11 protein-coding genes are annotated in these 12,681 nt (G+C 69.3%); 3 read left to right on the top strand and 8 right to left on the bottom strand.

Going from position 1 to position 12,681, the window contains the following annotated elements:
* The first annotated feature begins 40 nt into the window (after positions 1-40).
* Positions 41-691 carry a YitT family protein gene (locus ACF8NF_RS16280; protein ID WP_016449041.1) on the top strand — a complete coding sequence of 217 codons (651 nt, stop codon included), beginning with the start codon at positions 41-43 and terminating at the stop codon, positions 689-691.
* Between the two features lie 2 nt (positions 692-693).
* Here ACF8NF_RS16280 and ACF8NF_RS16275 read toward each other — a convergent pair whose 3' ends face one another.
* From ACF8NF_RS16275 to ACF8NF_RS16260, 4 genes are all read right to left on the bottom strand, one after another.
* Entirely contained in the window at positions 694-990 is a 297-nt protein-coding gene (locus tag ACF8NF_RS16275; RefSeq protein WP_392450861.1) for a hypothetical protein, read from the bottom strand.
* Between the two features lie 150 nt (positions 991-1,140).
* Entirely contained in the window at positions 1,141-3,207 is a 2,067-nt protein-coding gene (metG, locus tag ACF8NF_RS16270) for a methionine--tRNA ligase (protein WP_034366112.1), read from the bottom strand.
* 138 nt (positions 3,208-3,345) lie between these two features.
* Entirely contained in the window at positions 3,346-4,584 is a 1,239-nt protein-coding gene (locus ACF8NF_RS16265; protein ID WP_047217990.1) for a patatin-like phospholipase family protein, read from the bottom strand.
* Between the two features lie 56 nt (positions 4,585-4,640).
* Entirely contained in the window at positions 4,641-5,201 is a 561-nt protein-coding gene (locus ACF8NF_RS16260; RefSeq protein WP_343740718.1) for a restriction endonuclease, read from the bottom strand.
* Between the two features lie 138 nt (positions 5,202-5,339).
* Here ACF8NF_RS16260 and apbC point away from each other — a divergent pair, with 138 nt between their 5' ends.
* Positions 5,340-6,431, top strand: a complete 1,092-nt coding sequence (gene apbC, locus ACF8NF_RS16255) for an iron-sulfur cluster carrier protein ApbC (RefSeq protein WP_012203771.1) — start codon at positions 5,340-5,342, stop codon at positions 6,429-6,431.
* 192 nt (positions 6,432-6,623) lie between these two features.
* Complete coding sequence (locus ACF8NF_RS16250; RefSeq protein ID WP_016449036.1) at positions 6,624-7,592, top strand: LysR family transcriptional regulator; 969 nt, start codon at positions 6,624-6,626, stop codon at positions 7,590-7,592.
* On the opposite strand, the gene ACF8NF_RS16245 is transcribed toward ACF8NF_RS16250, so the two are convergent.
* The 4 genes from ACF8NF_RS16245 to ACF8NF_RS16230 form a co-directional block, all read right to left on the bottom strand.
* Positions 7,589-9,913, bottom strand: coding sequence for a molybdopterin cofactor-binding domain-containing protein (locus ACF8NF_RS16245; RefSeq protein ID WP_392450860.1), 2,325 nt, complete (start codon positions 9,911-9,913; stop codon positions 7,589-7,591). The two genes, ACF8NF_RS16250 and ACF8NF_RS16245, sit on opposite strands and share 4 nt — an antisense overlap.
* Before the next feature lie 107 nt (positions 9,914-10,020).
* Positions 10,021-10,698, bottom strand: coding sequence for an N-carbamoylsarcosine amidohydrolase (locus ACF8NF_RS16240; RefSeq protein WP_016454168.1), 678 nt, complete (start codon positions 10,696-10,698; stop codon positions 10,021-10,023).
* Positions 10,695-11,780: a hypothetical protein gene (locus ACF8NF_RS16235; RefSeq protein WP_012203775.1), complete on the bottom strand. Its 1,086-nt coding sequence runs from the start codon at positions 11,778-11,780 to the stop codon at positions 10,695-10,697. The genes ACF8NF_RS16240 and ACF8NF_RS16235 overlap by 4 nt, the downstream gene beginning before the upstream one ends.
* Before the next feature lie 50 nt (positions 11,781-11,830).
* Complete coding sequence (locus ACF8NF_RS16230; RefSeq protein ID WP_074923075.1) at positions 11,831-12,676, bottom strand: alpha/beta fold hydrolase; 846 nt, start codon at positions 12,674-12,676, stop codon at positions 11,831-11,833.
* Between the last annotated feature and the right edge of the window lie 5 nt (positions 12,677-12,681).

The following is a 12,681-nucleotide window of genomic DNA, read 5'->3' as shown; positions in this document are numbered from 1 at the left end:
CCGGGGCCTTTGCGACGATAGATCTGTCACCACCCCGACAATGTCCACGCCTTCCCTACCCGCTGCCGCGCCCGCTGCGCCTGTTTCGGCCACCGCTTCGCTGCGCCATGGCCTCTTCGAGGATGTCCAGGCCCTCTTCACCGGAACCCTGTTCGTGGGCATCGCCATGATGATGTTCGCCCAGGCGGGGCTTTTGACGGGCAGCACGGCGGGCCTGGCCTTCGTGCTGCACTACGCCACGGGCTGGCCGTTCGGCCTCATCTTCTTCGCGATCAATATCCCGTTCTACTGGTTTGCCTGGACGCGCGTGGGCCGCACCTTCACGGTCAAGACCTTCATCTGCGTGGGCGCGCTGTCGCTGATCACAGAAATGGGGCCGCGCCTCATCCACATAGACTACCTGCACCCGGCCTTTGCCGCCATTGCGGGCGGCCTGCTCATGGGCTCGGGCCTGCTGTTCCTGGCGCGCCACCGCTCCAGCCTGGGCGGCGCCACCATCGCCTCGCTCTACCTGCAGGACCGCTACGGCATCCGCGCCGGCAAGGTGCAGATGGCCATCGACTGCTGCGTGGTGCTGCTGGCGCTGTGGGTCGTGCCCTTCGAGCGCGTGGCCTGGTCGGTGCTGGCGGCCGTGATCATGGGCGTGTTCCTGGCCGTGAGCCACCGGCCCGGGCGCTACGCCGGACAGTAGCCTCAGGGCGTCAGGGGCTGCCCATCGGGCGTGCGGTAGCGGACCGTGATGCCGCTGTTGTCTGCGGTTGCCCCGTCATCGCTCATCGCATCGACGGCCTTGCCCACTCCCTTGCCGACGATTTTTGCCGTGCCCACAGCCGCATCCGCGGCCAGCCCCACGGCCGAGGCCGTGACGCTGACCGCCGTGGCCGTCACGGCCACCACGGTGCAGCCGGACAGCAGGGCCGCGGCGCACAGGCAAAGAAAAGCCCCCAGGGCCGGGGACCGTGAGGGCTTGCGGGACTTTGCAGACTTCATGATTGTCGTCCAACACACTGTGCGCAATCTTTGAAACCGGCAGAGCCTAAGTCAGGGACGCCGAGGAAGGGCCGCCCCGCACCGAGGGTGTCGCCGGGTGCCCGTATGCCCCCCTTCAGGGGGAAGGCGCGAAGCGACTCAGGGGGCATTTCAATGTATACGCATGCCAGGTGTGGCACCGGGGAAGGGCTCCAGCACGTAGATGCCGGGGTTGGCCTTCTCATCGGCGTGGCTGGCGGCCAGCACCATGCCTTCGGAGATGCCGAACTTCATCTTGCGCGGCGCCAGGTTGGCCACCATCACGGTGAGCTTGCCCTGCAGCTGCTCGGGCTGGTACATGCTGGAGATGCCGGAGAACACGTTGCGTGTCTTGCCTTCGCCCACGTCCAGCGTGAGCTGCAGCAGCTTGGTCGAGCCTTCCACGGGCTTGCATTCCACGATCTTGGCGATGCGCAGGTCCACCTTGGCGAAGTCGTCGATGCTGATGGTTTCGGCAATTTCCTCGCCACCGGGCAGGACCTTCTCGACCACGGGCTCGGGGGCCTCGAACAGGGCCTCCAGCTGCTTGACGTCCACGCGCTGCATCAGGTGCTTGTACAGGCCGATGGCATGGCCGGCGCCCAGCAGGCTCTGTGCGTCGGCGAACTGCAGCGGCGCCACGTTCAGGAAGCCTTCCACCTGTTCGGCCACGGCCGGCAGGATGGGCTTCAGGTAGATGGTCAGCAGGCGGAAGGCCTCGATGCAGGTGGTGCACACGTCCTGCAGGCGGGCGTCCATGCCTTCCTGCTTGGCCAGCTCCCAGGGCTTGTTGGCGTCCACGTATTCGTTGACGCGGTCGCACAGCTGCATGATCTCGCGCACGGCGCGGGCCGTGTCGCGGTTCTCGAAGGCCTGGACGACGGCCTCGCTCTGGCCACGCAGCTGGGCCAGCAGGGCCTGGCCGTCTTCGCTGACCGTGCCCAGCTTGCCGTCGAAGCGCTTGGCGATGAAGCCGGCCGCGCGCGAGGCGATGTTCACGTACTTGCCGATCAGGTCGGAGTTGACGCGGGCCATGAAGTCATCGGGGTTGAAGTCGATGTCTTCATTCTTGCCGTTGAGCTTGGCGCCCAGGTAGTAGCGCAGCCACTCGGGGTTCATCTGCAGGCCCAGGTACTTGAGCGGGTCCAGGCCGGTGCCGCGGCTCTTGCTCATCTTCTCGCCGTTGTTCACGGTCATGAAGCCGTGCACGCAGATCTTGGTGGGCGTCTTGCGGCCGCTGAACTTGAGCATGGCGGGCCAGAACAGCGTGTGGAAGGTGATGATGTCCTTGCCGATGAAGTGGTACTGCTCCAGCGCGGGGTCGGCCATGTAGGCCTCGTAGTCCTCGCCACGGCGGTCCAGCAGGTTCTTGAGCGAGGCCAGGTAGCCCACGGGCGCGTCCAGCCAGACGTAGAAGTACTTGCCCGGCGCATCGGGGATCTCGATGCCGAAGTAGGGCGCGTCGCGCGAGATGTCCCAGTCGCCCAGGCCCTCGCTGGTCGTGCCGTCCGGGTTGGTGCGCACGCTGAACCATTCCTTGATCTTGTTGGCCACCTCGGGCTGCACGTGCTGGCCGTCCTGGGTCCATTCGGTCAGGAATTCCACGCAGCGCGGGTCCGACAGCTTGAAGAAGAAATGCTCCGAGCTCTTGAGCACGGGCTTGGCGCCGGACAGCGCCGAGTAGGGGTTGATCAGGTCGGTGGGCGCGTAGACGGCGCTGCAGACCTCGCAGTTGTCGCCGTACTGGTCCTTGGCGTGGCAGCGCGGGCATTCGCCCTTGATGAAGCGGTCGGGCAGGAACATGTTCTTCTCGGGGTCGAAGAACTGCTCGATGGTGCGCGTCTCGATGAAGCCGGCAGCCTTCAGGTCCCTGTAGATCTGCTGGGCCAGCGCGTGGTTCTCGGGCGCATCGGTGTTGTGCCAGTTGTCGAAGGCGATGTGGAAGCCGTCCAGGTACTGCTTGCGGCCTGCGGCGATGTCGGCCACGAACTGCTGGGGCGTCTTGCCGGCCTTCTCGGCCGCAATCATGATGGGCGCGCCGTGGGCGTCATCGGCACCCACGAAGTTGACCGCGTTGCCCTGCATTCGCTGCGCACGCACCCAGGTGTCGGCCTGGATGTATTCCATGATGTGGCCGATGTGGAAGTTGCCGTTGGCGTACGGCAGGGCGGTGGTGACGAAGAGTTTGCGTGCGGTCATGGATGGCGGCTTTCTCGGGGGAACCTGACATTCTAGAAGGGCTGGGCGGTTGTGGGGCGGCGATGGCTTTTCCGTGCAGGCGGACATACGGGGAGTTGTTGAGGGCCTTCGCTGCGCCAGGCCTGTTGGCTGCAGGCATCAGTTGGCGACCAGCGGGCGCTGCCAGCCCAGGAACTGCTCGATATCGCTGCGCCGCGCCAGCGCGTCGCGCCGGCCCAGGGCCATGAGTTCGCGGGTGAAGCTGCGCTCGAACAGCAGGTAGCTGGCCAGGGCGGCGCCGCGCGGGTCGCTGGCGTCCTGGCGCACGCCCAGGGCGCCCAGCAGGGTGCGCATGGGCAGCGGCAGCTGGCCCACATGGCGCGCGGCGATGGCGTCTATGCGTTCGGACGGCGAGATGACCAGCAACTGCAGCGGGCGCAGCCGGCTGCGTTCGCGGTCGGCGGGCGGGATCAGGGCCAGGGTCTGGTTGATGCGCTCGGCGCGCTCCACGTCCAGGGACAGGGCGTCCAGGAAGATGCTCGACAGCGTGTGGCCCGCGATGTGGGCCAGCGACGGGTAGCTTGCGCCTTCCGGCGGAGGCCTGGCCGGCGGCTCGGTGCGCCGGCCCGCGCCCACGACGAGGATGCGCTCTGCGCCCAGGTGGATGGCGGGCGCCAGCGGTGCGGTCTGGCGCATGGAGCCGTCGCCGAAGTATTCGGTGGCGCCGTCCAGCGGCAGCGGCGTGGCCGGAAAGATGAAGGGAATGGCCGAGGAGGCCAGCAGGTGCGCGTGCGTGATCTGGGCGGCGGCGGCCTTGCGCTGGTTGCGCACCCAGGGCTGGAGCTGGTCCTGCGCCTGGCAGAAGGTCACATGCTCGCTGGTGGTGTAGCTGGAGGCCGAGACCGCCAGCGCGCGCAGGTGGCCGTCCGCGATCAATTGCGGCAGGCGTTCCAGCGGAACCAGGCCACACGACAGCAGGCGGCCCAGTGGCTGGTTGTCCAGCAGCGAGCGCGGGCGCATGCGGCCCCAGCGCGCCAGGGCCCAGCCCAGGGACAGCAGGGTCAGCCAGCGCGCGCCGCTGCGCAGCACGCTCAGCGAGTCGGACAGGTAGATGTCCTCGGGCCGCAGGTTGCGCCAGATGCGCGACATGCGGCGCACGGCCCGGTCGAAATGGTCGCTGCCGCAGGCCAGGGCGGCCGCGTTGATGGCGCCGGCAGAAGTGCCGACCAGGATGGGGAAGGGATTGGGGCCATGCTGCTGGCCGCAGGCGCGGCGTATCTCGGCAATGGCCTCCAGCACGCCGGCCTGGTAGGCGGCGCGGGCGCCGCCGCCGCTGAGCAGCAGTCCGGTGCTGGGGGGAGGGAGGCTGGAGTCGGGTGAGGGCGCGGCATCGGGCATGCCTGGAGTGTGCCGCGCGCCGGCCGTCATCAGATCAGGGGATGACCCCGAAGGGATCAGGCCTTGGCCAGCAGGGAGCCCAGGTCCTTGCCGGAGATCAGGGCGATGCCCCGCTGCTTGGCCCAGGCGGCTGCATTCTCGGCCGGCGGCTGCAGCGACAGGTAGCAGACCGTGGCCGCATCGCGCGCCTGGCCTGCGGCCAGCAGGGCGCGCAGCGGCTCCATGCCGTGCACGCCGGCCTTCCAGCGCCTGGCGCTGGCCACGGTGGTGCTGCCTTCGCGTTCCAGCACGAAGTCGGCGCCGTCCTTGTCGGACAGGCGGGTGACGGTGTAGCCCTCGGCCTGCCAGGCGCGATCGAGCCGATCGGCGAACTCGCGCCAGCTTTGCTGGGCGGCGATCTCCAGGGCCTGCTCCACCTTGGCGGGGCTGGGCGCGCGCAGCTGGCGCCAGGCGGCAACGCAGCCTATGCCGAAGAAGGGCAGGGCGGTGATGGCGGCGAACGGCGCGATGTCCTTGGGCAGCAGCGCCGTGGACACCAGGGTCACCAGCGCGGCCAGCGCGATGCTGATCCACCAGCGCGAGCGCAGCAGGATCGCGAACAGGGAGTTGTGGGCCATCTTGAATTTCACGGGGCGGATCTTTCGCGGAAAAAGGCGGGAGAAATGGGAACAAAGCCAGCGGGGCCTGCATTGTCTCGCGCGGGCGAGGGCTTGGGGCCTTGGATAGACTATCCGGCTCTAGGAGTAATCAAAGCAATGGCAGTCACAGAACAAGCGCTCTTGGCCGCGCTCTCCAGCGTGCTCGACCCCCACACCGGCAAGGACTATGTGAGCACCCGCGCCCTGCGCAACCTGCAGGTCACGGGGGCCGACGTGGCCTTCGACGTGGAGATGGGCTATCCGGCGCAAAGCCTGGTGCCGGCGCTGCGCGGCCAGTTCGTCGCCGCGGCCAAGACCGTCGAGGGCGTGGGCAATGTCTCGGTCAACATCACGTCCAAGGTCGCCGCGCATGCGGTGCAGCGCGGCGTGCAGCTGCTGCCGGGCGTCAAGAACATCATCGCCATCTCGTCCGGCAAGGGCGGCGTGGGCAAGAGCACGACCACGGCCAACCTGGCGCTGGCGCTGGCCGCCGAGGGCGCGCGCGTGGGCATCCTGGACGCCGACATCTACGGCCCCAGCCAGCCCATGATGATGGGCATCTCGGGCCGCCCCGAAAGCCCCGACGGCAAGACCATGGAGCCCATGGAAAGCCATGGCGTGCAGGTCATGTCCATCGGCTTCCTGGTCAACAACGACCAGGCCATGATCTGGCGCGGCCCCATGGCCACGCAGGCGCTGGAGCAGATGCTGCGCCAGACCAACTGGAAGGATCTGGACTACCTGCTGGTGGACATGCCGCCCGGCACCGGCGACATCCAGCTGACGCTGGCCCAGCGCGTGCCCATGACGGGCGCCGTGGTCGTCACCACGCCCCAGGACATCGCCCTGATCGACGCCAAGAAGGGCGTGAAGATGTTCGAGAAGGTGGGCGTGCCCATCCTGGGCCTGGTCGAGAACATGGCGGCCCACGTCTGCACCAACTGCGGCCATGTGGAGCACATCTTCGGCGCCGAGGGCGGCAAGCAGATGGCGGCCGAGTACGGCATCGACTACCTGGGCGCCCTGCCCCTGTCGCTGCAGATCCGCCTGCAGGCCGACAGCGGCAAGCCCACCGTGGTGGCCGAGCCCGACAGCGAAGCCGCGCAGATCTACAAGAAGGTGGCGCGCGACCTGGCCGTGAAGGTGGCGCTCAAGGCACGCGATTTCACGAGCAAGTTCCCCACCATCACGGTGAGCCAGGGAACCTGAAATGCTGCGCCCCCTGAGCGGCTGCGCCGCTTCCCCCTCTCTCGCTGCGCGGGAGGGGGACGACGCCCTCGGGGCGGGGCGGCCCTTCCTCGGCGTCCCTGGGTTGGATTACGCCAGTTTTTCTCGCACTGTCCATGTCGATCTGATTTGTGCCGAAATCGGTGGCATGGTAATCGACTCAGGTTATTGCGCATGAACCTGCTGACCTCGATGCGGTATCTGGCGGCGCTCAACGAGCACCGCCATTTCGGCCGCGCGGCGCTGGCATGCCACATCACCCAGCCGGCGCTGTCCAATGCGTTGCGCGCGCTGGAGGAGGAGTTCGGCACGGTCATCGTGCGCCGGGGCCGCTCGTTCGCGGGCTTCACGCCCGAGGGCGATCAGGTGCTGGCCACGGCCCTGGCCATGCTGCGGGCCGAGGAAGGCCTGCGCCAGGAACTGAGCGCCGCCGCCGGCGCGCTGCGCGGGCAGCTGCGCATGGCGGCCGTGCCCACGGCCATGCCCATGCTCACGCGCTTTGCGGCCCTGCTGCGCGAGCACCATCCGGGCATCACGCCCGTGGTGCTGTCCATGAGCTCGGCCGAGATCGAGAGCGGGCTCGAAGACCTGTCGCTGGACTTGGCCCTGGGCTACAGCGCGCGCATGCCGCCGCGCGGCCCGCGCCTGCAGTCCTGGCCCCAGTACGAGGAGCACTACTACCTGCTGTGCCGCGAGTGCCCCGAGTGCCGCGATGGGCAGGGCGAGGGCCGGCCCTTTGCCTTTGGTGCCGACATCGCCTGGCGCGAAGTGGCCGGCATGCCGCTGTGCCTGCTCACCCCCGACATGCACAACCGCACGGTGATCGACGAGGCCTTCGCCGCCGTGGACATTTCCGTGCAGCCCGCCATGGAAACCAACTCCGTGCTGACCCTGGTGATGGCCGTGGCGCAAGGAACGGATGGCATGACCACCGTGCTGCCCGGCGCCATGGTGGCCACGGTGCGCCACATGCCGGGCCTGGTGGCGCGGCCGCTGCGCTCGCCCGAACTGGTCACCCCCATAGGCTTCATGGCCCAGCAGGGCGTGGCGCCCACGCGCGCGCTGCAGGCCGCGCTGCAACTGCAGGACGACGCCGGTTGGCGCGCGCAGTGCCTGCGGCATGCGGGGGCGCTGAAAGACTAGGCGGGTTGTGCAGTCTCTGGCGTGGCGTTCGGCGCGGCATTCAGTGCGGCGCGCACCACGTCGGGCGTGAAGGGCGCGGCGTAGAAGCGCCGGCCGGTGGCGTCGAACAGCGCATTGGCCAGCGCGGCCGGGCCGGGGACCGAGGCCGATTCGCCTGCGCCCATGGGGGGCTCGTCCTGGCGTGGCATCAGCACCACTTCGATGGGTGGCAGGTCGCGGAAGCCGATGATGGGGTAGCTGCCCCACTCGCGGCTGGCCACGCCTTGCTCGTTGAAGGCGACCTTCTCCATCAGGCTGCGGCTCAGGGTCTGGATGACGTTGCCGTGGATCTGGTGGCGCACGCCGTCGGGGTTGACCATCATTCCCGTGTCCTGGCCCACGACCAGGCGCCGCACGGTGATGCGGCCGCTGGCGGGGTCCACGTCGATGTCGATGACCCAGGCGGCCCAGGCCGCGCCGAAGCCGGGAAAGCGGCTGTGGATGTAGCGCGCATAGGCCACGCCGCGCCCGTGAAGCAGGCCGTCGGCGCCGGGGAGGCCCCGGCTTCCCGGCTGGTTTGGCTGCCAGCCCGCGTGGCGGGCCGTGGCCTCGATCAGCTCGACGGCGCGCGGGTCATCGAGGTGGCGAACACGGTAGTCCACGGGGTCGGCACCGGCCGCGTGGGCCAGCTCGTCGATCATGCAATCGTGGGCAAAGGAATTGGGCAGGGCCGAGACGCCGCGCAGCCAGGACGAGCGCACGATGGGCGCCATGTCATGGCAGGTGATGCGCTGGCTGGCGTAGCGGTAGGGCGGCACGGCCGTGCGGTCGCCCATCTCCAGCGTGCGCGGCTCGCCCGGGATGCGGCCGGTGAGCAGCAGGGCCAGCAGCGGCGCGTCGTTGGAGGGGTAGCGCACGGCAAAGTCGTAGGCCAGCAGTTCTCCCCGGGCATCGATGGCCGCGCTCACGTCCATGAGCTGGGCCGTGCCCTTGGGCTCCCACTGGTGTTCCTGCTCGCGCGTGAGCTGCACGCGCACGGGCGCGCCCACGGCCATGGACAGCAGGGCGGCGTCGGCGCAGACATCGTCGGCGCAGTTGCGGCCGTAGCAGCCGGCCGCCTCCAGGCGCACGATCTCGATGCGGTCCTCGCCCAGTTGCAGCAGGCGGTCCAGGTCGGTGCGCAGCATGTGGGGGTTCTGCGTGCCGGCCCAGAGCTTGAGACGGCCCTCGCTGAAATCGGCCACGGCGCAGGACGGGCCGATGGAGGCATGCATCTGGTAGGGCCAGACGTAGCTGCGGCGCAGTTCGGTGGCCGCACCCGTGCCGACGCCCGCGAAGGCATCGTCCACAGTGCCCTGGTCCACCAGCGAGCGGTGCTGGGCGGGATTGGCGCGTATCGCCGCAGCCAGATCGGATAAGTCAGGCGCCGGCGGCACGGCCTGCCATTGCACGCGCAGCGCGCGCATGGCGGCAATGGCCTGTTCCTCGCGGTCGGCGACCACGCCGACGAAGTCGCCCTCGGTGACCACCTGCACGTTGCCGGGCAGGTGGGCCACGGAGTCGCGCTCCACTGCCACCAGGCAGCGGCCGATGAAATCGCCGCCGTCGCGGCCCGGGTGCGGAGGGCGGATGACGCGGCCATGGCGCATGCCGGGCACGCGCACATCATGGACAAAGCTCAGCTCGCCCGTGGCCTTGGCGGGGATGTCCACGCGCGCCGCGCCACGGCCGACGAGCCGGTATTCGCTGGCGGGCTTGAGCTTCACCTCCTGATCGGGCGGGGCCAGCGTCAGCTGCAGTTGCAGGCCGCGCAGCAGATCGCCATAGCCGAGTTCGCGGGCATCGCTGCCATCGGCAAAGCGCACCAGGCCTTCGCGCGCCTGGAGCCGGTCCGCTGCCACGCTCCATTGCTGCGCGGCCAGCGCCAGCAACTGCTCGCGCGCCTGGGCGGCGGCGCGGCGCAGCGGCACGGCCGAGATCTGGATGCTGGCGCTGGCAATGGTCGGGCCCTGGTTGGGTGCGGCGGCCGTGTGGCCCAGCACCATGTCCAGGCGCTCCAGAGGCACTTCGAGTTCTTCCGCCACGATCTGCGCCAGGGCCGTGCGTATGCCCGTGCCCAGGTCCACATGGCCGTTGAAGGCCAGGGCGCGCCAACCCTGGGGCGCGGCTTCGTCGGCCAGCACGGCCACGAAGACCTCGGGCGTGGATTGCACATAGTCGGAGGCCGTGCCGGGCTGGCCGGGCGCAGGGCGCGGCGGCGCCACGGGCTGGCGCACCACAAGCAGGGTGTCGGCGCGCGTGAGCAGCTGTGCGTGCAGGGCTTGGGGCTGGGGCAGGTTCATGGGGCGGTGTTCTTCGCGGGCACGCCTTCAGGCGTGCCCTGTGCATGTTATGCACTCCGGGGCCGGCTGCGCAGGGCCGGCCCCATAGGCGCGTTGGCGCGGTGGGATCAACCTGCGGCGAGGGCGTCGGTGTCGGCGATGGCCTGGCCCAGCGGCATCACGGCCGCGTACTTCTGGGCCATGTCGAACAGGTTGGCCTCGTGCGGGCCCAGGGCGCGGTCGCCGCAGCAGTCGGCCACCACCAGCGGGCGAAAGCCCGACTGCATGGCATCGACCACGCTGGCGCGCACGCAGCCGCTGGTCACGCAGCCGGCCACCAGCAGGGTCTGCACACCGCGCTGGGCCAGCCAGGGTGCGAGCATGGTGCCGAAGAAGGCCGAGGGCGTGCTCTTGCGCACCACGTATTCGCCAGCGGCCGGGGCCAGCTGGGGCACGATGGCGCTGTTGGGGCTGTCTTCCTTCAGGGTCAGCATGCCGGGCACCTTCAGGCAGAAGATGTTGTGGTCGGCATCGTCGTCCGAGAACACGATGCGGCTGTGCGCCACGGGCCAGCCGCGCTCGCGCGCATGGGCCAGCAGGTGCTGCGTCTGCGCGATGGCTTCGGGGATGTTGCCGCCGCCGAAGACGGCCGGGTCGGCAAAGCCGTTGACGAAGTCGATGATGAGCAGGCCGAACGGGGCCTTGAGCGGCAGCGGTGTGCCGAAGCCCTGGCGTGCGTAGGCAGAGATGTCGCCCTGCACGCCCTCGGTGGGAACGCTCTGCGTGCTGGTGGTGGCGGTTGTCATGCGATGTCCTTTCCTTGCTTGGACCTTTTGGCGGCGCGCGCCAGTCCTTCCTCGTCCTGCACCACGCCGTCGATGACCGTGGGCTTGCCGTCCAGCGCCACCGAGCAGTGGCGCATGGGGATGTCGATGTGGCAGGCCGTGGTGCGGCTGCCCCCGGCCTCGTTGTTGGGGCCCATGGACCACAGGAAGTTGCCCTCGAAGGCACGGGCGTCCATGCCGATGTGGGTTTCCTTGTTGTAGTGGGCCAGCATGGACCAGTGGGCGCGCGGCTGCAGCCCCCAGCCGATGTGGGAAACGGCATAGGCCTCGGGGTCCTCGTAGGAGGCCATGTACTCCTTGAGGATGTCGGCCTGCAGGCCGCCGCTGATGCGCGTGACGTAGCCCTTTTCGATGACGAGTTCGATGGGCTCGGTCACGTAGTCTTTCATGGGCAGCAGGATGTCGCCCCGGTCCAGCACCACGCGGCCGTTGCTCTCGCCCTCGTCGGGCCAGGTCAGCACGAAGCCGCTGGGCCAGTGGTCCCAGCGGCCGGGCTGGTCCACGAAGCCGTATTCGCAGATGGCCGGGAAGCTGCCCAGGCGGCAGCGCAGGTCGGTGCCCGCGGCCGAGGTGATGTGCATCTGCCCGGCCGCCTCGATCAGCTTGGATGCGGCCTGCACGCGCGCGCGGTCGCCCTCGGTGGGCACCAGGCGGCACAGCACCTCGGGCGGCTCCACGGCCAGCAGGATCTTGGTGCCGGTCTGCAGGATCTCGTGCTGCTCGGGCGAGAACAGCAGCGTCATCAGGTCCAGCACCAGGTCGCTGGCCTTGAGCGCGGCGATGGCGGCGGGGTTGCCGGTCAGTGGCGTGGTTCCCAGGTAGGCCAGCGAGTCGCGGCTCAGTGATTTTTCGGCATTGACGGGCGGCAGGTCCAGGCGGTTGACGCGCGCCCCCATTTCGCTGGAAGCGGCAATGGCGCAGCGCAGCGTCTGCGGGTGCGTGTCGGCGCCCGTGAGCACGGTGACGGTCTGGCCGGCTTCGAGCCGGGACAGCGTGAGCACCTGCTTCCAGGCGTGGATCAGATCGATATCGCTGACGGACATGGTCGGCTCCTTGGTGTCGCGATGGATGGGAGTGGGCTGCGGTTGGACATTCAGTCCACCCGCGCGCCGAGGAAATCGCCCAAGGCCACGTAGAACCCGGCCTCGTTGTCCCAGGGGATCATGTGGCCGGCGTTGGGCACGCGCACATGCTCGGTCTGGGGTGCCAGGCCTTGCCACTCGGCCACGTCCTCGCTGCGCACCACGTCGCCGCGCTCGGCCGTGACCAGCAGCAGCGGGTGCTGGATGCGGGGCAGGTCGGCATGGATGTCGTCACGGCCGAAGTCCTCGAAGCTTTGCACGATGGCCGGCTCGTGGCAGGTGTGCAGCCACTGGGCGCGCAGCTGGCGCTGCTCTTCGGTCCAGGTGGGGCAGAAGGCGCGCATGGCCTCGGCATCCATGCCCAGCGTGGCCTGGCGGATGGAGTCCACATACCAGGGCAGGGCGGCCGGGTAGGCGCGGCGGCCGGGGCCGGAGACCGGCGGATCGACGATGACCAGGCGCGTGAGCCCCACCGGCTGGCTGCGCGCGGCGCGCACGGCGATGCGCCCGCCCATGGAGTGGCCGACCAGCGCCCAGCGCTGCAGGCCCAGGGCCTGGGCGAAGGCGGCCACGTCGGCGGCCTGGGCATCGAGGCTGTAGTCCAGGCCCGGGCCGGAAGACGACAGGCCGCGCCCGCGCACGTCCAGCACATAGGTGTCGAACTGGCGGCCCAGGTGCTCGGCCACGAAGCCCCAGGTCACGGCCGGGCTGGTGATGCCGGGGATCAGGATGACGGCGTCGCGCTGCGCGCGTTCGCCCTCGGCGCCGCCGTAGCGCAGGTAGTGCTGGCGGATGCCGTTGGCATGGACGTTGCCGCCGTAGCGGAATGTGCTGGGGGTGCTGGAGGTGCTGGTCATGCGTG

Source organism: Delftia sp. WSY_22 (assembly GCF_043104185.1).
GTDB classification, from domain to species: domain Bacteria; phylum Pseudomonadota; class Gammaproteobacteria; order Burkholderiales; family Burkholderiaceae_C; genus Comamonas; species Comamonas tsuruhatensis.
This window is presented reverse-complemented; position numbering and strand designations above follow the sequence as displayed.